Raw genomic sequence first — 25867 nt, forward strand, 5'->3', positions numbered from 1 at the left:
ATTGGGCAAGATTTTCATTTGGCCGGCATGGCGGGGATTATTGATCCACCCCGTCCTGGTGTGGCCGATGCTGTCCGGCAGCTGCGGTACGCCGGTATCAAGGTCAAAATGATTACCGGGGATGACCCGGAAACAGCTGCGGCGATTGCCGAACAGTTGAATTTGTCAGAACAGGCTAAGGCGATTACTGGGCCAGAACTGGCACAGCTAAGTGATGATGAGCTGGCGAAAAAGATTGACCAGTATACCGTCTTCGCGCGGACAACGCCAGCTGATAAGCTCCGAATTGTGAAGGCCCAACAGAGTCGCGGGCACGTCGTTTCCATGACTGGTGACGGGGTGAACGATGCGCCGGCCCTAAAACAAGCGGATATTGGTGTAGCAATGGGGATTCGGGGAACCGATGTCGCCAAAGACTCCGCTGATATGGTGTTAGCCGATGATGACTTTACGTCCTTGCTCGGTGCTGTGCGAGAAGGTCGACACGTCTTTGATAATATTCGTAAGACGATTCGCTTCCTGTTACCAACGAGTTTTGCCGAAGGCCTAATTGTGGTGATGAGTATTCTGATGGATCAATCATTGCCGTTATTCCCAACGCAACTGTTGTGGATTAACATGGTATCGGCACTGACGATTCAGTTTGCGTTTATCTTTGAACCGGCAGAAAGCGGCATTATGAAGCGGGGACCCCGGGACGTCACGCAAGGGATTCTCTCAAAGTATGACGTGTTTGAGGTGACCTACGTGTCCTTATTGATCTCTGGACTAGGGATGTTGGCTTATGACCTCCTGACAGCGCAAGGCTTATCTACCGTGGTCGGGAGTACCATGACGTTAAATGTGATCATCTTTGGTAAGATTTTCTACCTGTTTAACTTACAAAACGACCATCCGGTATTCTCTAAGTATTTCTTCAGAAATAAGATGAGCTTTGCTATTGTGGCCCTGTTGATTGCGTTACAGGCCGTGATTATTTACTGGCCAGCGATGCAAGGTGTCTTCCACACTACGAGCGCGAACTTCCACTACGGTTGGGGGATTCCAATCTTGGCGGGGATTGTTGTTTTAATCGTTACCGAGATTGCCAAATGGTTGCGTCACCGCTACGATGCCAAGATGGTGGCTCGAGAACAGCGTAATTTCTAATGACTGACGGGTGTGACGTGTATTAAGCGTCAGGCGTTAGTCATCAAATAATAACCAGCAGCTCCCTTGGAATTTGATTCCTGAGGGAGCTGCTTTTTTTGTTATTAGGAATAGAAATTTATTTCCACGGATTAACATTTCCCACAAATTTCGCTAGCTCTTAGCCCATGAGACTCCTATACTGGACTTACAAAGGGGGCGGAACAACAAATGATGAAAAAAAGTTCCGATTGTACCGAGATTTTAGTGGGTAAAGCCGCCAGTATGGACGGTTCCACGATTGTAGCACGTAACGAGGATGGCTATGGGCCAATTAACCCCATTAAATTTGTGATGCACCCAGCCGTTGACCAAACTGGCGCGTCATTTACGTCAGCCGTAACGGGGGTGGAAGTGCCCTTACCCGATCACGCGTACCGCTATACGGGTACCCCGCAGGCCGACCAAAGCGATGGTCAGTACGAAGAGGCCGGGATTAACGAGCTAAACGTTGGGATGAGTGCCACTGAGACCACGGCAACGAATGCCCGCGTCTTGGGCTATGACCCCTTGGTGGACGATGGCATTAACGAAGAAGCCATGATTACGCTAGTCCTACCTTACATTAAAAGTGCCAAGGAAGGCGCCGCACGATTAGGCGCTCTGATTGAAAAATACGGGACAGGCGAAAGTAACAGCATTGCGTTTAACGATCAAAATGATGTGTGGTACTTAGAAACAGCCGGTGGGCACCATTGGGCGGCTATGCGGCTACCAGAAGATACTTATGCCATTGCGCCGAACCAAACGCTGATGCAAACGGTGGATTTGCAAGACACTGATAATTTCTTAGTTGCCAGTGATCTAGTGGACTTTGTTGCGCAACACCACTTGAATCCGACACCGGACACGTTTAATTTCCGGGAAATTTTTGGGACACATGGTGAAGACGATGCCTACTACAATACGCCGCGGACTTGGTATGGTCAGAAGCTATTCAATCCGGAAATCACCGATCAACAACCAACGGATCAAGACATGCCGTTTACCAGAAAGCCAGCCAAGAAACTGGCGATTGAAGACGTGCAATTCTTCTTGTCATCCCACTACAACGGGACGCCCTATGATCCCTTTGGTACTTATGCCTCAGGGTCAGCAGCCGATCAGCGTAAGTACCGGCCGATTGCTATGGATCGTAACCAATGTTCGTCGATTCTTCAAATTAGAAATGACGTTCCCGCCGATCATGCGGCAATTCAGTGGATTGCGATGGGCTTCTTTGCCTACGCGCCATATGTGCCATTCTTTACCAACATTACAGACACGCCAGCTGACTATCAAAGCACGACAGCGGCAGTTGATGTGGCCAATGTTTATTGGTTAAATAAGACGTTATCCGTGTTGATTGAACCCCATTTCCACGACTATGTTGAGGCTGTTAACGCCTTTCGTGATGGGTGCCAGTCATATGCGCGGTCGCGCGTAGCGGCAACGGATGCGGCGGTTAGTGGTAACGTATCTGCCTTCCTCACGCAAAGTAATCAGATCACTGCTGGTGAGATTTCTAAACGCACGCGGGAGTTATTTGACACGATTGTCAAGCATGGCCTGTTATTATCAAAGACGGCTTGGGAAAAGGGGCAAAACTTATAAATTAGTCCGGGGGGACATAAGGGGGGAGAACCAACATGAAATGGATGAAGTTAGCATTCTTAGCCGGTCTAAGTCTAAGTTTATGGGGAACGACAACGGCTCAGGCGGCTAAGCGGACTGTCTTACCCAAGTATCCGCGGCAACGCCTATTTACGTTTAAGACCCGGCGGACTAAGGTGTACAGCTATCCGCGAGCGGCGTATGCCCGTAGCAAGGTGCTGGGCGTTAATAAGAGCACGAAAAAGCAGTGGACGGTTGATAAGGTCGTGACGGTTAATGGCAAACGCTACGTGCGTTTGGCGGCAGTCAGTGCCCAACCGTTGCATCACGGCACGGTTGCCCCACTGCCTGCTAAGCGCAATCAGTTGGCGGGAGGATACGTGGCCTTGCGACAATTACGCAGTCACTCAGTGATTCGGCAGTTAAAAGCCATTAAGAAAACGGCCTACTGGACGCCAACGACCGACCATGATTATTGGGATATGCCGGCGCGAACGATCGGGACGACGGCTGCCGTTCATTACGGCACGACTTATGGTTACCGAACGTTGTATGCGACCGAGTCGTTGACGACAACCCGTCAGAAACATTATCTGTATCTCACCACGGCAAATGGCAAAGGGATTGGTTGGCTACCAGCCAATGTGGTGATTAAGGGCACTTACCCCAACTTATTGCAGCGTGAGGTGAATCGGCAGTTAACAGGGATCACTGCCACGACCACGACAGTTGATGCGGCAGCCCACGTCAAGGTGGGTGTGGCGATGGCGGCCGGGGTGGTACAACGGGTTGTCTTGCTTCGCCAAGATAGTACAACGGTGACGTCTGACTTTGTTACTGGGCGGGCGGTGATCGCCACCACGCGGTCGGCAACGGGGAAAGTTGTTAAGACTGCGAAGGTTAAGCAAACCGCGCCTATCTTTAGCTTTACCGCCCGTGCAGATTTTGATATTCATGGGTATACCTATCGCGTCAAAGTAGCGCAAACTGGCGCCGTAACGATTCTCGGAACCGGTGGCTGGATCGCCTAAACTAACTTCGTTTACTGACTAAGTTAACTAAAAGATCTGGTTAGTGATCAGCTAAGGGATGCGCTACACTACCAGTGAGCCACGCGGTAGTGGCCGTGTGGCTCAGTTATAAAACGGGAAGCTGTGGGACGTCTACCATCAAAGAAGTCCCAACCGAGCGTAAATAAAAAACGAATCTGAGAATACTCAGGTTCGTTTTTTATTTGGTTGAATCAGTGGGGATGTTTTGGCGGATGACTCGGGCAGGGTTACCAGCAATGACGACGTTATCGCCAAAGGATTTGGTGACGGTCGAGTTGGCACCAACCACCACATTGTTACCTAAAGTCACGCCGGGCAAAATGACCGATCCGCCACCGACCCAAACGGAATCGCCTAAGGTTACCGGCTTACCTAGGCCAATGAACTTGTCGCGACCGCGGGGGTCCAGCGGGTGATAGGCCGCATAGATTTGTACGTGGGGCGCCAACATACAGTGATTACCAATGGTCACTGGTGCAATATCTAAGATGACATTGTCATAATTACACATAAAGTTATCGCCAACGTGAATGTTATAGCCAAAATCGCAACGGAAATTGGGTTGAATCCATGGGCTTTTACCAACAGAGCCAAAGAGCTGGCGGATGGTGTGGTCCTTTTCAGCAGCGGCGGTGTCGTCCAGTTCATTGATAATCTTGCATAAACGACGGGCTTTGGTCTCCTCAGCAGCTAACTCGGGATCCATGATGTTATAAGGTTCGCCCGCAAGAAATTTTTCTTTTTCTGTTTTCAAATGAAACCGCCTCCAGCGTTGTTTTGTTTATTGTAGCATAGTTTGCAGAATATTTATACGGATAAATATAGGGATCGAAAATTGGTTCGTTAATTTTTGGCCGGTTGCTATTTGGGATGAAGTTCGGTATACTTACAGCCGCTTTAGCCAAATTAGGCTAAAATTAAGGAGATGATCAACGATGATGGCATCGTTATTCGTACGGAAAAGTGCTGCTAGTTAGCGACACTTTTCTGCGAGACCCTTTCAGAGAAGTGTCAGGTTTGTCAATCTGAAAGGAATTTAATATCATGGAACCAACAATTACTGCCTATGAGTATAGTGACATCAAACAACACGTTAACGCCTTGGTAAGTGCCTATTTAGCCGTCAATGATCGCCATATGCGATCGATTATTCGGGCTGAGACAATTGCCTATGTGACACCATTCTTACCGGAGGGCGCCCCCTTAACGCAAGCATTTCTGGCTGGGTTACAGCCGGATCGCCTCAGTCGTAAGGAAGCGGCGAAGTTGTTACCGTTACTAGAACCCGCTGTGATTCCCTTTCCGCAGTTCAGTACCAAACAACTGGGAAAGCTGTTCCGCAAGGTGAAAAAGCTAAAACAACCAGCGTGGGCCAGTTTGAATCTGCATGAATTAACCTATCTTGGTTGGAACGATGGGGGCAGTCAGAAGAAATACCTGGTTATACCAGACCACGAGCGGTTTATCGGTATCCGCGGTGATCTGGCACCACAAACCGTCAAAGGGGTTTGCGCGATCTGTCAGACGATTGGTAACGTGTCGTTGTTTGTCTCAACGACGAAGACCTCTGGACTCGGGACATATACGCGCAACGGCAATTATATTTGTCGTGATAGTGCACAATGCAATCGGCAATTGACTGATCCACAAGCCCTACAGGACTTCTTAGCGGTCGTCCGGCCGCAACGTTAACTGAATAATCCACTGAGCGCGACGATTTTAGTCGGGCTCTTTTTATTTATGGAAAGGCCGATGCAAGATTAGTTCCGATGGTTCAAACCGGCGACCAGACGCGATTAACTAGCCATTAAAAAGAAACCGCTTTAGCAATTAAATTCGAAAAAAATTGGACAAAGGGGCCTAGATTGCCGGTCATTATCTGCTATAATGGTTAGTACTTTGTGAAATTTGATGAGTAAGAGGGATTGACATGTTAATGAAGTTAAGGATTGATGGGAAGTGGTGTCAATGACCCGCCAACACCATTTACGAGGCGTGCTATTGGCGAGCATTGCCTGCATGTTGTGGGGGATTTCTGGGGTTGCTGCGAGCACGTTGTTTACGTTAAATCATCACGTGACCGCTCTGTGGCTGACCCAGATTCGAATGATTAGCGCTGGGGCCATTCTGTTGATTTGGGGTCAACTAATTCACGCCCAGCCATTTCAAATTTGGCGGCAAAGAGCCACCGGACTACGTGTCATTAGCTACGGTCTACTGGGACTGGTCCCAGTTCAGCTATGTTACTTTGAAGCGGTGAAGTTTGGTAACGCGCCCATTGCGACAATCATTCAGTTCTTAGGCCCCTTTATCATTAGTATTTATTATTTCCTGTTTAAGCACATGACGCCGACTCGTCCCGAAGGCATTGGGATGGTGATGGCCTTCGTGGGGACCTTGTTGATTGTGACGCATGGACACTTGACTAGCCTAGCGATTTCACCAGTGGTGCTCATCTGGGGCGGTCTATCGGCAATCGGGGTGGCGACGAACACCTTGATCCCACGCCCCTTGTTACCTAAATTTGGGGCTATGGCGGTAACCGGTTGGGGCTTGTTCGTGGCCGGGATTTGCTTAAATGTCTTTGGCCCGTTGTGGCGAGTACATGTCACGCTAACCGCGGCTGAATGGGGGCTGGTTTTACTGATTATTATCTTTGGGACGGTCATTCCATTCTTAATGTTTGCCCACGCCTTAGGTTATATCTTACCAACAACGGCGAGTCTATTAGATGCTTTTGAACCCTTATCGGCGACGGTGTTCTCGGTCATCTTTTTAAATGTGCAACTGACAACTTTCGATTTAGTTGGTGGTGCTTTAATTATTTTAGCCGTCATGGTCTTATCCTTGAACGGTCGTAAGATGATGAACTTTTTCCGCCGTCGACGCGCAGAAACTTAGCAAAACCCAAAAGATCGGTCTACTCAGGACTTAAACAGCTGAGTGGACCGATCTTTTTTTATAGTGCAGGTAAACTATCTGGTAGACAGTTACCGTGTCATTTGACAGGTTTGAGTTTTAAGGTCATCGCGTTAATTGCCACAATCACGGTGCTAAGTGACATGATGACGGCACCGACCATGGGATCAAGCATGAAACCAATGGGGGCCAAGATTCCAGCTGCCAGTGGAATCGCGATTAAGTTGTAGCCAGCCCCCCACCAGAGGTTTTCGGTCATCTTCCGTGTCGTCGCGCGCGCTAAGTCTAGGAATTGAATGACGTCGGCTGGATCACTGGCGACCAAGATAATGTCCGCCGATTCAATCGCGACATCGGTACCAGAGCCAATTGCCATCCCGATATCTGCTCGGGCCAAACTTGGGGCATCGTTGACCCCATCGCCGATAAAGAGGACTTTACCAGAGGCTTGGTACTGTTGAACGAGACGTTCCTTGTCTTCTGGCAATAAGCGAGCTTGTACATCCTCAATCCCAACAGCGTGGGCGACCTTATTCGCCGTTTCTTGATTATCACCCGTCAGCATAACGGGGGTAATCCCTTGGCGCTTTAATTCACTGACGAGGTGCTGGGCGTTTGGTTTGATCTGATCACCTTCAGCGACTAACCCTAAGACCCGGTCACCTGTGACGAGATAGCTGAGTGAATTGCCTTCAGCGGCTAAGGTCTTGAATTGGGCTTGATCGTAAGTTAAGTGGTGTTGCTCCAAATAGGAAACGGCAACGACACCATAAGTGACGCCATCGATGGTACCAAACTGGCCCATCCCAGTTTCTTGATGCGTGTCAGTAGCGGCTGTGTAGGTAATTTGTTGTGCCTTAGCAGCGCTAAGAATCCCGGTTGCTAGTGGATGACTAGAGCCGCTTTCCAGGCTAGCTAGTAAGCGTAAAATGGTTTCTTCACTGTAGTCTTGGTCTAAGCTAATCAAATGGTTCACTTGAAAATGCCCCATAGTCAAAGTTCCCGTTTTATCCATCAGCGCAAACTTTAAGTGTTTGACATCTTCCATGGCATTGCGATTACGGATGAGTAAGCCATTTTGAGCGGCTAGTGCTGTACTCCGTGCGACAACTAATGGGACAGCCAAGCCCAATGCATGCGGGCAGGCGATGACGAAGACGGCTACCGCTACGGGAAGTGCCACGGCTAGGTTGGCCACCGTTAACCAAATGAGGAAAGCCAGAATACCAACGAATAAAGCGGCGTAGAACAACCAACCAGCCACGCGATCAGCCAAATTTTCTGAGGTTGACTTTGCATTCTTGGCATTTTGGATCAAGTCCATGACTTGAGCGAGATAACCGGAATCACCAGTTCCGGTGACTTTAGCCGTAAATGTTCCGGTGCCATTCACGGAACCGCCGATGACTTGGTCGCCCGTAACCTTTTTGACGGCAGCGGCTTCACCAGTGACTAGGGATTCATTAACTGCGGAGGTCCCAGTTACAATCGTCGCATCCGCGGGAATTTGCTCACCAGCACGAACAACCACTGTCTGGCCAACTTGTAGGTCATTTAGGGAAACGTCGTGGGTGGTGCCAGCGTCATCAACGACGTGGGCAGTTTGTGGGAGTAGCTTGCCTAAGGCATCCACGGCTGACCCGGCATTCATGACGGTGTTCATTTCAATCCAGTGTCCTAATAGCATGATGACAATTAAAGTGGAAAGTTCCCAGAAGAAATTGTTGACCATCGGGGTGACATGGAATAAGTCGTTAGCGATGACGGCATAAATACTGTAGATGTAAGCCACACCAACGCCCATCGTGATGAGCGTCATCATTGCCGGTTGCTTCATTTGGAGTTCGGCCTTGGCACCGCTGAAGAAGGGGGCACCACCATAAATGAAGAGAATCGTGCCTAAGATGGCGACGACCCAATCACTACCGGGAAAGGTTAACTGGAAGGGCAGGGTGACACCCATCATTGGTGACATGAGAATAATGGGGATGGTCAGAATCAGGGAAACCCAGAACTTACGCTTTAAGTTGCCCATGTGCATCATATGGCCATCGCCCATGTCCATATCGTTCATATTCATGTGATCGCCATGAGCCATATCCATTTGGTCCATGTGATCGTGGGTCATCATTTCGTGTTCTTTCATGATTCACAGCTCCCTTCACAATCTGCTGGTAAACAGTCACAGTCGACCATTTGAGGCGCCTGCGGTAGCTTCTGGGTTAGTGTCCCAATTAACTGTTGAATATCCGTTTGACTCAGTTCAGTTTGTTCTAATACGTGGGTCAAAGCTTTGCCGCGGTGCATCGCACACATCTGATCAAGCTCGGTTTGTAGGGCCGTGTCCATGGCCGTTTGTTCATCGATAAGTGGTGTGTAGATATATTGACGGCCTTGTTTGGTGGTTGCCAAGGCGCCTTTTTTGACCAGACGTCCAATTAAGGTCTTAATCGTCGGGGCTTTCCAGTCGTGTTGGCGCTCAAGAAGTTCAATGATGGTATGACTATCGGCCTGATTTAACGTCCACACAATCCGCATGACCCGCCATTCGGCGTCGGAAATGGAGACGGTTAATGTTGTATTTGACATAAGTGACTCCCCCCTTAGACTACAAATGTAATCTTTAATAACTGACTTGAGTCTACATCTGTAGTCATGATGTGTCAAGGAAGAGACTTTTTTACAAATGTGCTAATAATAAATTAAAGTTTCGGCAAAAATAGTTTAGCACTATGCCTTTTTAAAGATTATTTTTGTATAATACGAGTTACGTCAATCAAGAAAAGATAAACGATTAAAAAAATTGTGTTACGGAAAGGGGCGTTTAACACGTGAAGATGTTAAAACGCTGGTTACGGTGGGGGGCTGTACTGGGCCTTATCGGTAGCCTACTTGGTGGTGGACCAACCGCTAGTGCTGCGGCAACCAAGACGGTATCTAAGGTGGCTGCGCGGGCGGCCTACGTCATGGATGCGCAGAGCGGTCAGGTACTTTACCAACAAAATGCCAATAAAAAGTATCCGATTGCCTCGCTGTCCAAGTTGCTGACCGTTTACTTAACAGTGAAGGCCATTAATGATGGGCAAATTAAATGGACGGATAACGTGCCCATGAGTCAAGACTTGTTAAAGCTCAGTCATAGCTATACGTATTCGTCATTGCGGATGAAAAAGGGTGAAAGCTTTACGGTCCGTCAGTTAGTAGCGGCGGCGATGATTGCATCGTCCAATAGCGCGGCTACGGCTCTAGGCGAGTACGTTGCCGGAAGTAATGCAAAATTTATTCAGTTAATGAATCAACAGAGTCGAGACTGGGGAATCGATGCCCATTTTATCAGTTCATCGGGCCTGGATAATACGGATTTGAAGGATTATCATTTGGTATTAGCTGGAACTGGAAAAAAGGAAGAGAACTTGGTCTCTGCGAAAGCCATCACCGTGGTGGCCCAACACTTACTGGCTGCTGACCCAACGATAACAGCGGTTGCTAGCAAGACGCAGGCCACTATTAATGGCACCAAAATTTATAATGAGAATAGTTGTTTGCCCGGTAAATCACAGTACAAAAAGGCGAGTCACATTGATGGGCTGAAGACTGGCTATACTGAGAATGCGAAGTTATGTTTTACGGCGACCTATACCGTGAATGGGCAGCGGATGATTGCCACCATTCTGGGTGGTGACACAACTTTCTCAGCAATGAACAAGTTAATTAAACAACTCAAACAGAGCTATCGATTGGAGACTACCGCGCTAACCAGTCGGCAGATTCAGCTAGGCAATGGTTTGGCAACGACCGTCACTGCGGCACCAACTTCCCAGCAGGCGGGGGTGTGGTATCGGACGCAAGCTGGTGGCTTGACCACAGCGGTGCAAACCCGATTAACTGCACAACAACTACGTCGGGGAGTGGTATCGGCGGGCGATCCTGTTGCGCAAGCGACCGTCACCGACCGGCAAGCCGGTGTGCAGCAACAAATCACGTATCAAGCGGCTCAAACAGCCACATTATTTGCTGATCGGGTCGTGTTTCAACAAACTGATCAGACCGATCCGTTATTAACGGCCTTGGTTAAACCGATGGCCCAGATTTTTACGACCTAATCTACAAGGACTCAGGGACTGGAAATAACCAGTCCTTTTTTGATAAGTAGATGTTTTGAGTTGCCTTCGTGTGGGACGAAGGGGGTAAGATGGCATTATGAACGATTAAAGGAGGACTTTTGGATGACAACAATTACAGAAACCTTTGCGTTGAACAATGGTCTAGAGATGCCCAAGGTTGGTTTTGGGACGTGGCAAACGAAGCCGGGTCAAGAAACCTATGAAGCGGTTAGTCGCGCACTAACAGCTGGCTATCGATTTATTGATACGGCGAAGGCTTATCGCAATGAAGCGAGCGTTGGTGAGGCAATTCGTGACAGTGATGTCGCCCGAGAAGACCTCTTTATTCAGACAAAATTACCCGCTGAATCCAAGACTTATGATGAAACGTTAGCCGATTTCGAAAGTAGCTTAGCTGCGTTAGACTTAGACTATGTTGATTCTTACATTATTCATGCGCCGTGGCCGTGGGCCCAAATGGGTTCCAACCATGATGCTGAAAATCGTGAGGTTTGGCGTGCGATGCAGACGATTTATCAGAGCGGTCGAGCTAAAGCAATTGGGGTGTCTAACTTTAATTCCCATGACCTCAACAATTTGCTGACCTGGGATGGCTTAACGGTTAAGCCCGCTGTTGATCAAATTCAATACTATGTCGGTCACACTCAGGCCTCAATTGTCGATACAGCAACGGCAAATGAGATTGTCGTTCAAGCTTATTCACCCTTGGCAACGGGTGGTTTGGTGGATAGTCCAGAGCTAGAACGGGTAGCTGGTAACTATGGGGTCTCGATTCCACAATTAGCGTTACGGTTTGTCATTCAAAATGGGGTGGCACCACTCCCTAAGGCCCGGTCAATGGCTCATGTACAAGCTAATGCGCAGTTGGACTTTACGATTAATGAACAGGATATGGCGTTCTTAAATCGCCTGACTGATAATAACGGTTGGCATCCAGTCGGTGATTAACTAAGATTGCCTAAATTTTAAGCAAACCGCATAAAGTGATAAAAAAAGACCCCCCGCAGTTACTGGGCATCATCGCCAGTAACTGCGGGGGGTCTTCGTTTATTAAGCACCACTGATAGTGGTCGTGAGCTTAGATCGATTTAACAAGACGGAGCTTGCCACGACGGATAAGGAGCTAAATGCCATTGCTAGACCAGCCAGTTCAGGACTGAGTGATAAGCCAATCGCGAAGAAGACACCTGCCGCCACGGGAATACCAAGGACGTTATAGATGAAGGCCCAGAAGAGGTTTAGTTTAATACGACTAAACGTTTTTTGGCTCAACGCCAAGGCCTTATCGACGTCACGTAAGTCGTTTTTGACTAAGACAATGCCACCAGAATCAATGGCAATATCTGTGCCGGACCCCATTGCAATACCGACGTCGGCTGTCGTCAGTGCTGGCGCATCGTTGATACCATCACCGACAAAGGCCACTTTGCCATCATGTTGGAATTGCTTAATCTGGGCGGCCTTATCGCCTGGTAAGACATCGGCAATCACTTCATCAATCCCAATTTGTTGCGCGACAGCCTGGGCTACCCGTTGATTATCTCCTGTTAGCATGACGGTTCTTAGACCACGTGCACGTAAGGCTGCAATGGCCTCTTTTGAGGTTGGTTTAGGGGCATCTTGAATGGCGATCAACCCGATAATGCGGTCATCCAGACCCACAAATACCACGGTTTTGGCCTCGTTTTGCAGCCGGGTTTCCTGTTGTTGTAACTGCTTGTCAAAGGTCAGATCGCCTAAGAGTTTCTGGTTACCCACGACTCCTTGTTGACCACTAATGGTTGCGGCAACTCCCTTACCCTCAATCGCAGTGAAGTTCTCAACCGGAAGCGTGGAGATGTTGTCAGCTTTAGCCTTAGCTAAAATTGCTGCTGCCAATGGGTGTTCTGATGAGTCCTCTAGACTAGCAGCAATTTGAAGGACCTGCTTTGAATCCCCAATGATATCGGTGACTTGGGGCTTGCCGACAGTGAGTGTGCCTGTCTTGTCAAAAACAACGGTCTGAACGTCGTTAACGGCTTCCAGAACCTCCCCATTTTTGATAAGAATCCCCATTTTAGCGCCGCGTCCCGTGCCAACCATTAAGGCCGTGGGCGTCGCTAAACCCAGCGCACATGGGCAGGCAATAACGACAACGGAGACCGCAAAGATCAGTGCATTAGCGAGGCTGGCATTCAACAGAACGTACCAGGCGAGGAACGTGGCAATTGCCAGAATCAAGACAACCGGCACAAAAATGTCGGAGACCTTATCCGTTAATTTTTGAATAGGGGCGTGACTATTTTGGGCCTTTTTTACCAGGTCGACAATTTGCGATAGTAGGGTTTGATCCCCAATTTTATCGGCCTTAAACCAAAAGGTACCGGTGTTGTTTAGTGTCGAGCCGATGACAGGATCGGTTACCGTTTTGGTAACGGGCATACTTTCCCCCGTCACCATTGATTCGTCAACGCTGGAGCTACCCTTAACGATCGTCCCATCAACCGGGATCTTTTGGCCGGGTTTCACGCGAATGGTGTCACCTAATTTGACAGCAGCGAGGGGTACTTTGACAAAGTGATCGCCACGGCGTACCTCAGCGTCTTTGGCTTGCAAATTAACCAGTTTTTCAACGGCATTAGAGGCATTGTGCCGCATTTTTTCCTCAAAGACTTGTCCGAGGAGAACAAACGTTGTGACAAAAGCAGCACTTTCAAAAAAGACGGCTTGGTGGGTCACCATCGCATAGATACTGTAAAAGTAGGCCGTTGCCGTTCCAATAGCGACTAGTGTATCCATGTTAGCGTGGTGCTTGGTGAACGAGGCCCAAGCGCTTTGAATAAAGGGGCCGGCCGATAGTAGCATGATGACAGTGGTTAACCCAAGTTGGGTCCAAGCCCCGCCTGGCAGCATCCAGCCGAATGGCATTAAAATCATACCAGCCAACATTGGCAAGGAGAAAATGAATGAAATCCAAAAACGTTTAGTGATTGACAAGCGTGGCCAACTCCTTTTTATTTGATCGTTAAGTTACCGTGGAACATATCCATACCACAAGCCCATTGGAAGTTACCAGGCTTACTAGTATCAATGTGAATGACTTCCTTTTGATGACGTGGAAGTTCTTGGTTAATGCCAAAATCGGCGAAGACGACGTGGTCCAAACAACTGGACGCGTCTTGACGAACAAAACTTAGCGTTGCCGGGATACCTTGTTTGAGCACGATATTTTCGGGTGAGTAGCCACCATTGACTTCAATATCGATATTTTGGGTTTGCCCATGGGTGGCGGCAGTGACGGTAGTGGCGTGGTGGGGACCAAAGAACCACCAAAGAATAAAACCAATAATTAAGAGACCAACAATGAGTACAGTTAGTTTGAGCATGATAAACCAGTCCTTTCAGTCTAGATAAGTATGAGGAATACGGTAAGTGACACTAAAAATGGTGGTGATCACCTAATGACTTAATTCGGTCGAATCGCTAAACGACTAAACCAAGCCTTTGTTTACAAATGTAATCCCAATTAACGAAATTAGTATATCGCCATCGTTTACATCTGTCAACGATAAAATTCTGAAGCCAGGTGGCTGATTGGTTGCTTATCTTCAGTGAAGGGGTAATTAAAAAGCGATCCGTTCAGCTTCAATACCTGCTGAATGGATCGCGACGATTTATTATTATTTATGACTGAACTTAACCCCGAAACATAAAGATCCCCCGAATGATTTCCGCACCAATTAACACGATCATTGCTGACCAAGTCACTAACGTTACTATGCTCCCCATGGAAAAGACCTCCTTGTGTATGGTTTAACTACCTCTATTGTACGCTGAACCGCGTCATTCCGCAATAGACACCGCTTACATTTTTATGTTGAAATAAACAGCGGCTACCAAAAAGCCCCGAACAGTCGTCGGGGTCATTAGGAAGCTTATGAATGATGAACGTTAATCAACGTCGCAAAGGTGGCCGTACTGATCCCCGGTGTTACGCGTAGCCGGGATAGATTATAACGACCTTCATGTAAGCTTGCCAAGCCTTCTTGTGTTGTTAACGCCAGTTGATACCCTGCCTGTTTAGCTAATTTATGAGTAGCCGCGTTGGCGCGACCGGCGGGGTAACATAAGAGGGTGGTCGTTTGGTGGAGGTGCTGATCCAGCCATGATTTGGAGCTGATTATTTCCGTTCGTTGCTGGGCCGTTGTTAAGGCATTGAGGTCGAGGTGATGAACGGTGTGGCTACCAAAATCAACTAGGCCGGTTGCTTTCATCTGTTTAAGTTGGGCCAATGACAGATGATTGGTTTTGTGGGTGAAGCCAGTGATGACATTGATGGTCGCGTGAAAATGATCCTTTTTCAGGGTTGCCATAATTTTTGTATTGTCTTTATACGCATCATCTAAGGTTAGCCAGACGACTTTCTTTTGCGGAATGGTATTGGTCTTTAAAGCCCGAATTGCTTCGGCCGCAGTGAGGGTGCGGTAGTGATGCTGTTTTAAATACGTTAGTTCTTGAACGAACTGTTGCTTGGGCACGCGTAAATTATTGCCGCTAGAGATACTGTGATACATCAGAATTGGTAACTGAAGTGGTCGTTTAAGTTTGATCCACGGTTTAGTCGTGGCAACGTGAGTTGTTTTAACGTGACTGGTTTGTGTAACCGGACGATGGGCAGTTGCTGGTGTTGCTTGATGGGCAGATCGTTGACGAAGTCCAACCCCCACGATGATGGCAATGATGAGTACCAAACAACCACCTAAATACCCGAATTTTTTCTGCATGATAGTGTCCCCCAATAGTTTCATTATAAGGGGATCACCTTCAAAAAGGAAAATTAATCGGCACGTTGGGCCAATCGACGATAATAATCGATCGAATCCGGTGGTAGATGCAGGGCGGCAATGACCTCCTGATCAGTTTTTTGGGGATTACGCCGAAGATAGTTAATTAAGTAACCTTGATATAAAACGGTGGGACTCAAAGAAAAGCCAATAATCGCTTCATCCGGTCGTAAATACTTATGCAAACCAGGTAGCGTTAAATGGGGATCGGCCGCTGCGCGTTGTTTCAAAAACCAATCGGTGCACTGGAACCGTTGTTGCAAGGGAATAATGAAGGCCTGAAATCGCTTGAGAAACTGACGAGCAGCTGGCGACCAGTTAGTAGGCTGTAGTTGAGCGGTCATGCCGGGCGTTAAGAAAGCCTGTTCCGGATAGCCTTGGGCAATTAATAAGAGGGTCAATCGGGTGTATACGTGGAGGCGTTCATCACGCAAAAAGGTTTCAAGGTTGTCGACCCATTGATAATTAATTGGTTGAGCGGGTTGCTTGGGCTTGCTTTTAAGGTCCAGTGTGGGCAAATAAGGGGTCCATTGATGAGAAAAGAGAAATTTGAAGTAGACGTTGAGATGGGAAAGAATCTTATTGTAAGTTTGATTTTTAATTTGACGAGCCGTCACCAACATACTTAAATACTGCTGGACGTCGGTTGTTTGTAACTGATTGACTTGATGGGTACGTTGATAAGTTGGATTGAAGTTTTCTAAGTAGTGGAAAAAGTCCTTTAATGTTGCCGTGTACTCATCATGAGTGGCCGTAGCCATGTCACGCTGGTCGAGTAGACGATCAAAGGCATCCTGATAAGGATAATCAACAGACATTGGTTTACCTCACTTTCAAGCATGTTTAGCCTGATTATAGCAAATCTAAGACGGTAGTTAAAAATGAAAAACTGACCGCTAGCCCTCACTGATGAGAGCAGCGGTCAGTCTGTTGTTTTTTAACTATGATTGATTCACCGTACTTGCAGCGGCCCGCACGCGTTCACGTAGTTTTTCTTTAGCCGGATCGTTGAGAAAGGCACCGTCGATAGCATTGAGGGTCAACTGCTCCAGTAAAGACCAGTTGAGACCGAATTCATCGTGCATCCGCATGATTTCACTGGTGAGCGTGACGTCAGAAACGGTGCGATCATCCGTATTTAAGGTGACTTTTAATCCGGCGCTGAGGAATTCGGCTAGCGGAAAGGCGGTATAATCGACAACCGCTTTAGTTTGGACATTACTGGTGGGACACATTTCAATGGTGGCACCGGCTCGTTTGGCTTGGTTGATCGTTGCCGGGAAGCCGCTCATATGAACGCCATGACCAATTCGTTGCGCGCCGAGCGTTAGTGAGACCGCCACATTGTCCACGGGACCGGCTTCTCCAGCATGAAGGGTAAATGGCAGGCCAGTGGCTAACCCGGCCTTCACTGCGGGTGCCAAGTCAATGGCGGGATGGTTGGCTTCATCACCAGCAAAGTCTAGGCCAACAACGCCTTGGTCGGCAAAATCGGCTGCCGTCTTAAAGACCGCGATACAGTCCGCTAGGGGTTGATCGCGCATGGCACAAACGATTGCGTTGACTGGGATGCCGAATTCTCGAGTACCAGCATGCAAACCATCGAGTGTGGCGGCGATGGCTTCTTTAACGGTTAAACCTTGTGCGGTAAAAATTGCTGGGGCAAAGCGAGCCTCTAAGTAAATAAGGCCATCTTCGGCCGCGGTCTGAACCATATCGTAACCAGCAATTCGCAATTGTTCAGGCGTTTGCATCAGGTCAGTAACCACTTGGAATCGCTGCAAGTAATCAATCAGGCTAGTCGTTTCTAGCGGGGCCGTGACCAATTGGCGGAGGTCGGCATCATCGGCTGGTAGGGGGCTGTTCGTTACGGCCGCCATTTGCCGGATTGCTGAAAGTGAGATGGAACCATCAAGGTGGCAGTGTAACTCCACCTTGGGATAATGGCGGACATTTTCTGGGGTAAAGGGCTTAACGCTAGACATTACTGAACTCCTCCTTCGATTAAACACTTGTTCCTAGTATATCATGAAAGCGGTTAACCGCCAGCTAGGATCGATAATTTGTCGGGATTTAAGGCTGACCTCGTTGTTTCCCATTCTAAAGTTAAGCAATTGACCAAACTAACCGAATTGGGCGATTATGACTAAACAAGTGAATAACGCCGAATTGTTGGAAGTGAGCCCAACCGACTGGCAAATTTTACAATTTATAAAGATAGTGGAAAATCGTTGTTTCACTTGACTAAACATTATATGATAGGGGTACTTAATAGAAGTTTGATTTGTAGCCGTGATTTATGATAGAGAAATCATGAGGTGCTACAAGATTGGTTGTTAGTCTGGTTATGAACACACTAAAATAAATAACGCGGCTTAAAAATTGGCGAACGACCATTTGGGGGAGTGTCACCAAAAGCTTAGTAATCGGTTTGGTGGAAAAAGGAGTAATGGATATGGAACAATCTTACACGCGACTAACGCGGGAAGCAGTCCGGCGTCAGCATGCGGGCAAGCGGCGTTATATTACGGGATTTGATGGCATTCGGACGTTGGCAGTCTTAGGGGTTATTATCTATCATTTAGCGCCGTCAACACTTCAAGGGGGGTACTTAGGTGTTCCGATTTTCTTCGTGGTTTCGGGCTATCTGATTACATATTTACTGATTCAAGAGTGGGATAAGACCCAAGGCATCAATATTCTTGGCTTCTACGGCAGACGGCTAAAACGACTTTACCCGGCACTGGTCACCATGTTACTGGGGACCACGGCCTACATTACGCTATTTCAGCGGAGTCTGTTGTTAAATATTCGTGGTACGGTGCTGACAAATCTCATTTATGGGTACAATTGGTTTGAGATTAAGCACGGACAATCCTACTTCGATCGGTTTAGTGGGGAGTCGCCATTCACACATTTATGGTCACTGTCGATTGAAGGACAATTTTATCTCGTTTGGCCCTTTGTGGTACTGGGCTTGCTCTTATTCTTACGTAAGCGACTACGAGCAGCCGCTATTTTATTGGGCGTGGCCATTCTGTCGGCCGTATTGATGGCCATTCTATACGATCCGGCCAATACGAACCGGGTTTATTATGGTACTGATACGCGGATGTTTGCGATTTTGATTGGCACGGCGATGGCCTTCTTGTGGCCGGCTCACAAGCTCAATCCGCAAGTGACTTCCGCTCACCGGTTAATTTTGGATATTGCCGGTGGTTTGTCACTGCTCATGTTGATCTGGATGTTCTTCAATATGAGTGGCCAAGCAGCCAGCACTTATCGTGGTGGGATGTTCTGGTTTACGTTATTGTCAGGAATTCTAGTGGCAACGGTAGCGCATCCCGGCAGTGATTTGAATCGCGTGTTGACGAATCCGGTCTTCAGCTATATTGGGCAGCGAAGCTACGGCATTTACTTGTATCAATTTCCCGTTATGATTTTTTATGAGGCCCGGGTTAATATTGGTAATCACCCGTTACTAAATTCGCTGATTGAGCTGGCCTTGATTATGTTGGTCACGGAGTTGAGTTACCGGTTAATTGAGAATCCAATGCGCCATTACCATTATGGGCAACTTACGCAGGATGTGGTGCAGTATTTCCATCAACCTAGTCGCCATCGTTGGGCGAGCGGATTAGGGGTGGTTGCCGCCTTACTGTTTAGTTTATCGGCTGTGGGTTTCGTTCAACAACCAGCTAGCGCACAACCGACAGCGTTACAAAAGACGATTACGGCAAGACAAGCAGCGGCTAAGAAAAAGAATGCCGCGGCAGCCAAGAAACAACGCGCTTTGGCAAAAGCGGCCTCGCAACGAAAGCATGATAAGGCTGCGGCTTTAGCGAAGTTATCCAAAGCGGATAAAAAGATTGCGAAAACGTACTTCTTATCGGCTGATGAACTACGAAGTAGCAAGCAGACGCCGTTAACGGCGGTCGGCGATTCCGTGTTGCTGGACGACTCTGGTGACTTGCAACAAGTCTTTCCGGGGGCGGTTGTAGATGGGGCCGTTGGTCGGCAAGCTGATGCGGTTCCGGGAGTCATTCACAGCCTTGCTCAGCGGGGTGAACTAGCCAAGAATGTCTTAGTGAATATTGGGACTAATGGTTATGTGACGCCTCAGCAGGCCGATGATATTGTGCACGCAATTGGTACCGATCACCAAATCTTCTGGGTGACGGCGCACGTCCCAACCCGTGAATGGCAAGATTCAGTAAATAACCGAATTGCAAAAACGGCGGCTAAGTATAAAAATGTCCACGTTATTGATTGGTACACAACTGCGAAGACACATAGTAGTTGGTTTGTGAGTGATCATGTTCACCCGAATAATCAGGGTAATCGTTACTTCACATCACTAATTGCCAAAGCGATTGCTAAGGAAACGAAAGCGTGAGATTAAAAGCGTAAGTGCTAAGATATTTAGCATCTACGCTTTTTTAGTGGGCGCACTCATTTGGGGAAGTCAAGGTTTGTTGCCTGAATTTACTAGTGGATCAGTGTTTTTGCACATTCAGGACGACTTTCGAGTAGTCAAGTCGGTTGTCCGAGGAGAGATGTGCTATGATATCTGTGAATTCAGAGATGGGTTCGGACATATAATCTACGGGGGGTAATTGTTATGATGAAGAAAGTTGCAATGATTGCTGCAGCGGCAGCCATGGTATTACCATTAGGTGTAGGGGCGATTGCACCAACTAACGGGAGCGCAACAGCTTTAGCAGCGACCAAGACCGCGGCTAAGAAAACCACATTAACTTTGGTTAGCTCAAAGAGTATGAAGAAAGCGGCTTTCCACGTTAAGAGTGGCAGTCCAGCACTATATAGTGCTGCATTTGCCGCAGACAAAGCCAAAGTAACTATGGCCAAGAAAGGCTCATTGACGGGCCAAAAGACGTATTACGCAACGAAGAAGATTGTGGTTAAAACTAAAGCAACTAAGACAGCCAAGGCTAAGAGCGTGACGTATGTTTACGTGAAGACCTCCAATGGCAAGACCAAGGGCTGGGTTGCTTTGTCTAAGTTGACCAAGGGAATCTTTAAGGCAGCTGACGGCAAGAAGGTTACCAAGAAGGCCGCAGATAAGGTTGCTGGCAAGACCTACACATTGGTTAGCGCAACAAGTCTCAAGAAATCAGCTTTCCACTACAAGGGTAACGGTAGCGTGGCTTTCTTTACCGGCAAGTTTGCCGCAGATAAGGCTAAGGTAACCTTGACGAAGAAGGGGACTTTAGCTGGTGGCAAGACTTACTACGCAACCAAGAAGATCACGGTTAAAGAAAACAAGAAGAACGTGAACTACCTGTACGTTTCCAGCAAGGGCTGGGTTGTGGCGTCACAATTGACGGCTGGCAAGTTCATGCCTGCAGACTAAATTTAAAACGTGAATTATCTGAAAACGGCTGCCAATTGGTGGCCGTTTTTTGGGTGAAAAAAGGGCGGCCAAGTGGATCAAATAGTTACAACATGGCCTGTCACAATCCCCGCCAGATTAAGGATTCTTAATGTTTTTCGGTACCCGAAGTAACCGCTTTACAATCTTTGACAAAGCACGCATAATGGGTGTGTAAAAAGCAGCAAGAATCTACGGAGGTGTTTTTTGATGGTAAAGACAAAAGCAGTAATGATTGGTGCGGGTTTAGCAAATATGGCCGCAGCAGTTTATCTGATTCAAGAAGGCCATTGGCGTGGCGATCAGATTACTTTTTATGGCATCGATATGCACGGGTCCAATGATGGTGGGGAAGCACACGACTTCACGGATGAATACTGGAATAAGAATCATCCATTAGATAACCAGACTGGGTATGTGGCTCGGGGTGGTCGGATGTTAAACTACCGGACCTACGTTGATTTAATGGACTTACTGGACCGGATTCCGTCAACCACGGAGCCAGGAATGACGGCGGCCGAAGATACGCGTGACTTTGATGCACATCACCGGACGTTCGATAAAGCCCGTTTACTCCAAGGGGGTAAGGGGATCATTGATGGTGGCAAGCTGGGTCTGAACAATAAGGATCGGGTGCTGTTATCCAAGCTGGTTTTGATGCCAGATGACGAAGAAACAAAGTTGGATAATGTCACGATCGCCGAATACTTTAAGGACGACCCGCACATGTTCCAGACTAACTTTTGGTATATGTGGGAAACGACTTTCGCCTTTCGGGTAGAAAGTTCAGCTCAGGAACTGCGCCGTTACATGCACCAAATGATTTATGAATTTACGCAAATTGAACATTTAGTCGGAGTTAACCGGACGCGGTACAATCAGTTCGAAAGCATGATGCTACCACTGATTAATTACCTGAAAGGTCAAGGCGTCACCTTTATTGGTAACCGGATTGTCACTGATTGGGAATTTGCCGATAGTCCGATGCAAGATGAGATTACAGTTACCGGGATTCACGTGAAGAATACCACGGATGACACCGAAGAATTGGTACCAATTGACGATAACACCGCCGTTATCTTCACAAACGGGTCCATTACGGATTCCACTAGCATGGGGGATTACAACACTCCGGCTGTGGAAAATATGGAATACGGGATTAGTGCCGCACTGTGGAAGAAAGCCACGGAACGTTTCTATAATCTAGGCACGCCAGATAAGTTCTTTAACGACCGGAAGAATTCCGAATGGACCAGCTTTACGCTGACCACTAAGAATCACTTGTTGTTAAACGAAATTACACGGATCACCACACAGATGCCTGGGAATGCCCTGAACTCCTTCCTGTCCACGACGCCAATCACTAAGCTGGGGCAAAAGGATGTTAATATGTCGATTGTGGTGCACCATCAACCACATTTCACGACGCAAAAGCCTAATGAAACAGTTATTTGGGGATACTTCCTTTACCCACGACGGACTGGAGAGTTTGTCCACAAACAGTACATTAAGATGACTGGGAAAGAAATGGCACAAGAGTTGATTGGTCAATTGTCTAAAGTTGACCCAGGACCCGATAATATTAAGCACAAGGAAGCAGAAATTTTAGACAGTATTATTAATAATATTCCAGTGCACATGCCATATGCCTCGGCCTTATTTAACAATCGGGCTAAGACCGATCGGCCGGAAGTGATTCCAGCACACTCGACCAATCTTGCCTTTACGGGTGAGTTTGCAGAACAACCGTATCAGATGATTTTCACGGAGCAAAGTGCGGTTCGTTCAGGTGAAATTGCTGCCTATCACTTTGCGGGTATTTCCATGGATCATTTGGTCAAGACGCCGCGTTATGATAAAGATCCGAAGACGTTGTTGAAGGCCACACGCCGGATGTTTAGCTAAACGCTAGACTAGCGAGTTGCGGTCAAAAAAATAGGACCTCCCTAGAATCTGTCTGATTCTGGGGAAGCCCTATTTTTTTGACCCAGGAATTAACTAGCCATGGTGTTAATGTTGGTTCGATGTTGACGAGTTCCGGTCCAAAATGGCACCTTGACGACGCCCATCACTTTGTTAGCATCAACGTAACCCCAAGCGCGACTATCCTCGGAAATACTGCGATGGTCACCTAAGACGAAGTAGTGTCCCTGAGGAACGGTGTTGCCGCGGTAAGTCCAATGGTTCTTCTTAGCAAGACTGGCGAGGGTCCAGTTACCGGTCCCACCCGCACGTTCGGCCTGACTGATGAAAGACTGATTGATTTTTTGGTTGTTAACGTAAATATAGCCGTTCTTGCTGACCACCTTGTCACCGGGCAGACCAATCACCCGTTTGACATAGTTAGTGTTGGGGGCGGCAGCCGGGTCTTCACCATAGGCGTCAAAGACAATGACACTGAGTCGTTTTAACTTTAATGGCTTGATGACAACCATGCGTTCGTTGTTGGTTAGATTGGGTTCCATAGAGCCACCAGAAACCTTAACAACTTCAAATAGATAAGTACGAACAAGTAGGACAATGACGACCGCGACCACGATCGGCACCACCCAACTAAGAATGTTACGGAGGACTTTCATAAGTCAGACGATCTCCCTTGTTTACTAGACTTGATTGGTGTCATTCTAGCATAGCTTACCCTAACGTTTGCCTGTTTGGTGAAAAATTAACCAAATGACTAGAAATAACGATCTAGTGGTAGCGCTTTCGGTTAAACTGTGTCACAATAAAGGGTGTAAACTGATTGACCTAAAAGGAGGCCGCAACATGGCAGAACAACAAGAATTACTAACGGTTGCAACGGCAATGCTCGATAAGGCTTATACCCCGTATTCTCATTTTCACGTGGGTGCGGCGGCTGTGGGTGCCAGTGGTAAGATTTATGGTGGATGCAACATTGAAAACGCCTCGTTTGGTGCCACTAACTGTGCCGAACGAACGGCTATCTTCTCGGGAATTGCTGCCGGGGAGACACACTTTACGGCGTTATTGGTAACTGGCAACACGGATGGTCCCATTGCCCCTTGTGGCATCTGTCGCCAGGTCATTGCTGAATTCTTTGATGCCGACGCGCCAATCTACTTAACTAACCAGAAAGGGGCTTTTACGGCGACCACGGTAGCCGCGATTTTGCCTGGCGCCTTTACTGATTTGAACTAGATAGCGTAGGTTTATTTTAAATAAGGTTATTAGCACGTCCAGATCCTGATTTCTGGAGGTGCTATTTTTTAGCCCAGAACTGATAAAGCGAGGTAAACTGGTTGGCTTAACAAAGGAAAATCAGCATCTATGATAGGCCACCAATCGTTTATATCCCCCTATGAATGGTTGGTAGGATATTTTAACTGGCAATCAAACCCTGCATGGGAGTAGGCTCTTATCCAATTAACCAATCATTCTATGTAACTTTTCGATTGTTACCAGTCGTTGCAAATTGGGGTCACTTTTTCAGGGCTAGGCGCGGTATAATTTAACTAGACTAGGACTAATTTAAATGCGTGTTTTTGTTAGGTGTTTCGTGAGAATCCCGCTAAGCATGTTTTAGACAACGCTTGCAGAGAATTACCTTGGAAGCATTAACGATCTGCTAAAGACCCTTTATTTTTTGGGGAAGAGAGGCGATACTAATAAAGGGAACTAGCTAGAGTGTTCGTAAAGATGCCACCAAGATTGTAATTGGTGTAGTTGAACATGCGTAATATCTGCCAGTGGAATTTTTAAGGAACGACCAGCAGTTAAGCCAAGATAGACAGTGGAATCGGTGATAAAATCGATGGTTCCCGTGTATGTGGCCGCTTTGAGGGTGAGCGTTGTAACTTGGTTATTTTGGTAGGCATTTTGGAGTAGATGCCTAATTTGTGGACTGTTCGGGTACATGATGGGCACATCCTTTGTGGTAAGCACTTCGTACATTATTATAGAACAAACGTTCGACTTTTGAAACCAGTTTGCGAAACATTATCGGATAACTTAATTTCATGGTAAAATGTACGCAGGGTTATTCACCTGATAAGTTTGTTGTCAGATGATAGACCTAGAGGGTATGCATGCGGTCCCGTAGCCGTACGCAAAGTTGGGTGAAAAAAGGCAGCGGATACGCTGAACAAAGGAGTAATGGACGAATAATGACAGAGACAGCTAGTGAAGAAGTAACGGAAGCACAATTAAAAAAGGAATTCGATGATCTCTACATGCATATTTTTAAGTACATTGGGGACTTCGTTTCCATTCCGACGCAAAAGTACAATTTGACTTTCGAAGCATTCATGGTCATGGATAACGTGGCACGGAGCAAGAATGGTCAAACGTTGGTGGAATTAGCTAAATTGGAGGGCGTTTCGAAGAGTGCAATTGCGCGCCAAGTAAACGTTCTGTTAAAGGAAAATTATGTGATGCAAAAGGTTGACCCTAACGACCGCCGTGTCAAATATATTACGTTAACGGCGGCTGGTAGCCGGGTTCAACGGAACTTATCCCAGGCAACGGATGAACGGTTCCACCGTTGGCTAGAATTCTTTGGTGGTAAAGAAGAAGCTGAACGGTTTATCAAGGTCTTACACAAAGCCAACGAACGGGCTATTGCGGCGGGCTTCGTTGGATTCGATAGCTTACATGATAAGCGCCGGAATTCCAACCGTAGCCGGAACAGTCATGGCCGTACGGCTGAATAGCTTAAGATTAATCTTAACGAGGAAGTAGCGCGGAACGGAGGTTTCGGGCTACTTTTGGGTTAAAGCGAATGGATGATACACGTGGCAATTAACACGGATTCAGACG

The 25867-nt window shown here is 47.4% G+C and carries 22 protein-coding genes; 12 read left to right on the forward strand and 10 right to left on the reverse strand.

What is annotated here, in order from left to right:
• The 3 genes from FC61_RS08925 to FC61_RS08935 all read left to right on the forward strand — a co-directional run.
• A partial coding sequence (locus FC61_RS08925) for an HAD-IC family P-type ATPase (protein WP_155516311.1) occupies positions 1–1149 on the forward strand: 1149 nt, incomplete at its 5' end.
• 213 nt (positions 1150–1362) lie between these two features.
• A complete protein-coding gene (locus FC61_RS08930; RefSeq protein ID WP_111705400.1) occupies positions 1363–2781 on the forward strand; it encodes a C69 family dipeptidase in 1419 nt (472 codons plus the stop codon).
• Between the two features lie 35 nt (positions 2782–2816).
• Positions 2817–3812 carry a hypothetical protein gene (locus tag FC61_RS08935; RefSeq protein ID WP_042516678.1) on the forward strand — a complete coding sequence of 332 codons (996 nt, stop codon included), beginning with the start codon at positions 2817–2819 and terminating at the stop codon, positions 3810–3812.
• A 199-nt stretch (positions 3813–4011) separates the two neighbouring features.
• Here the strand turns inward: FC61_RS08935 and FC61_RS08940 are convergent, their stop codons facing one another.
• Entirely contained in the window at positions 4012–4587 is a 576-nt protein-coding gene (locus FC61_RS08940) for a sugar O-acetyltransferase (RefSeq protein WP_021740854.1), read from the reverse strand.
• A gap of 290 nt (positions 4588–4877) precedes the next feature.
• Here FC61_RS08940 and FC61_RS08945 point away from each other — a divergent pair, with 290 nt between their 5' ends.
• Together FC61_RS08945 and FC61_RS08950 are read left to right on the forward strand one after the other, a co-directional pair.
• Positions 4878–5525: a FusB/FusC family EF-G-binding protein gene (locus FC61_RS08945; RefSeq protein WP_021740853.1), complete on the forward strand. Its 648-nt coding sequence runs from the start codon at positions 4878–4880 to the stop codon at positions 5523–5525.
• A gap of 276 nt (positions 5526–5801) precedes the next feature.
• A complete protein-coding gene (locus FC61_RS08950; RefSeq protein ID WP_011667062.1) occupies positions 5802–6734 on the forward strand; it encodes a DMT family transporter in 933 nt (310 codons plus the stop codon).
• A gap of 97 nt (positions 6735–6831) precedes the next feature.
• Here FC61_RS08950 and FC61_RS08955 read toward each other — a convergent pair whose 3' ends face one another.
• Positions 6832–8898 (reverse strand): heavy metal translocating P-type ATPase, encoded by a 2067-nt coding sequence (locus FC61_RS08955; protein WP_021740851.1) that lies wholly within the window; start codon positions 8896–8898, stop codon positions 6832–6834.
• Complete coding sequence (locus tag FC61_RS08960) at positions 8895–9341, reverse strand: CopY/TcrY family copper transport repressor (RefSeq protein ID WP_011667064.1); 447 nt, start codon at positions 9339–9341, stop codon at positions 8895–8897. Before FC61_RS08960 ends, FC61_RS08955 begins: the two co-directional genes overlap by 4 nt.
• A gap of 248 nt (positions 9342–9589) precedes the next feature.
• Between FC61_RS08960 and FC61_RS08965 the strand changes: the two genes are divergently transcribed.
• Entirely contained in the window at positions 9590–10855 is a 1266-nt protein-coding gene (locus FC61_RS08965; RefSeq protein WP_233995623.1) for a D-alanyl-D-alanine carboxypeptidase family protein, read from the forward strand.
• A 123-nt stretch (positions 10856–10978) separates the two neighbouring features.
• Entirely contained in the window at positions 10979–11824 is an 846-nt protein-coding gene (locus FC61_RS08970) for an aldo/keto reductase (RefSeq protein ID WP_021740847.1), read from the forward strand.
• 102 nt (positions 11825–11926) lie between these two features.
• Here the strand turns inward: FC61_RS08970 and FC61_RS08975 are convergent, their stop codons facing one another.
• The 5 genes from FC61_RS08975 to add form a co-directional block, all read right to left on the reverse strand.
• Positions 11927–13852, reverse strand: a complete 1926-nt coding sequence (locus tag FC61_RS08975) for a copper-translocating P-type ATPase (RefSeq protein ID WP_035463966.1) — start codon at positions 13850–13852, stop codon at positions 11927–11929.
• Between the two features lie 17 nt (positions 13853–13869).
• On the reverse strand, positions 13870–14241 hold the full coding sequence (locus tag FC61_RS08980; protein WP_011667068.1) for a cupredoxin domain-containing protein: 372 nt from the start codon (positions 14239–14241) through the stop codon (positions 13870–13872).
• A 549-nt stretch (positions 14242–14790) separates the two neighbouring features.
• Positions 14791–15639 carry a polysaccharide deacetylase family protein gene (locus FC61_RS08985; protein ID WP_035463963.1) on the reverse strand — a complete coding sequence of 283 codons (849 nt, stop codon included), beginning with the start codon at positions 15637–15639 and terminating at the stop codon, positions 14791–14793.
• Between the two features lie 53 nt (positions 15640–15692).
• Positions 15693–16517 (reverse strand): phage integrase N-terminal SAM-like domain-containing protein, encoded by an 825-nt coding sequence (locus FC61_RS08990; protein ID WP_021740843.1) that lies wholly within the window; start codon positions 16515–16517, stop codon positions 15693–15695.
• 123 nt (positions 16518–16640) lie between these two features.
• Complete coding sequence (gene add / locus FC61_RS08995) at positions 16641–17684, reverse strand: adenosine deaminase (protein WP_035463960.1); 1044 nt, start codon at positions 17682–17684, stop codon at positions 16641–16643.
• Between the two features lie 470 nt (positions 17685–18154).
• On the opposite strand from add, the gene FC61_RS09000 reads away from it, so the two are divergent.
• The 3 genes from FC61_RS09000 to FC61_RS09010 all read left to right on the forward strand — a co-directional run bounded on the left by FC61_RS09000 (position 18155) and on the right by FC61_RS09010 (position 22996).
• Complete coding sequence (locus FC61_RS09000) at positions 18155–20095, forward strand: acyltransferase family protein (protein ID WP_035463957.1); 1941 nt, start codon at positions 18155–18157, stop codon at positions 20093–20095.
• Between the two features lie 225 nt (positions 20096–20320).
• Positions 20321–21073 carry a hypothetical protein gene (locus FC61_RS09005; protein ID WP_021740839.1) on the forward strand — a complete coding sequence of 251 codons (753 nt, stop codon included), beginning with the start codon at positions 20321–20323 and terminating at the stop codon, positions 21071–21073.
• 228 nt (positions 21074–21301) lie between these two features.
• Complete coding sequence (locus tag FC61_RS09010; protein ID WP_021740838.1) at positions 21302–22996, forward strand: oleate hydratase; 1695 nt, start codon at positions 21302–21304, stop codon at positions 22994–22996.
• Positions 22997–23085: 89 nt separating this feature from the next.
• Here the strand turns inward: FC61_RS09010 and lepB are convergent, their stop codons facing one another.
• Positions 23086–23670 carry a signal peptidase I gene (gene lepB, locus FC61_RS09015; RefSeq protein ID WP_021740837.1) on the reverse strand — a complete coding sequence of 195 codons (585 nt, stop codon included), beginning with the start codon at positions 23668–23670 and terminating at the stop codon, positions 23086–23088.
• A 94-nt stretch (positions 23671–23764) separates the two neighbouring features.
• Between lepB and FC61_RS09020 the strand changes: the two genes are divergently transcribed.
• Positions 23765–24250: a cytidine deaminase gene (locus FC61_RS09020; RefSeq protein WP_015473176.1), complete on the forward strand. Its 486-nt coding sequence runs from the start codon at positions 23765–23767 to the stop codon at positions 24248–24250.
• A gap of 477 nt (positions 24251–24727) precedes the next feature.
• Here the strand turns inward: FC61_RS09020 and FC61_RS09025 are convergent, their stop codons facing one another.
• Complete coding sequence (locus FC61_RS09025; RefSeq protein WP_024855215.1) at positions 24728–24967, reverse strand: hypothetical protein; 240 nt, start codon at positions 24965–24967, stop codon at positions 24728–24730.
• A gap of 248 nt (positions 24968–25215) precedes the next feature.
• Between FC61_RS09025 and FC61_RS09030 the strand changes: the two genes are divergently transcribed.
• Positions 25216–25761, forward strand: coding sequence for a MarR family winged helix-turn-helix transcriptional regulator (locus FC61_RS09030; protein ID WP_024525833.1), 546 nt, complete (start codon positions 25216–25218; stop codon positions 25759–25761).
• Positions 25762–25867 lie beyond the last annotated feature (106 nt).

This window comes from Levilactobacillus brevis ATCC 14869 = DSM 20054 (assembly GCF_001433855.1).
GTDB lineage: Bacteria > Bacillota > Bacilli > Lactobacillales > Lactobacillaceae > Levilactobacillus > Levilactobacillus brevis.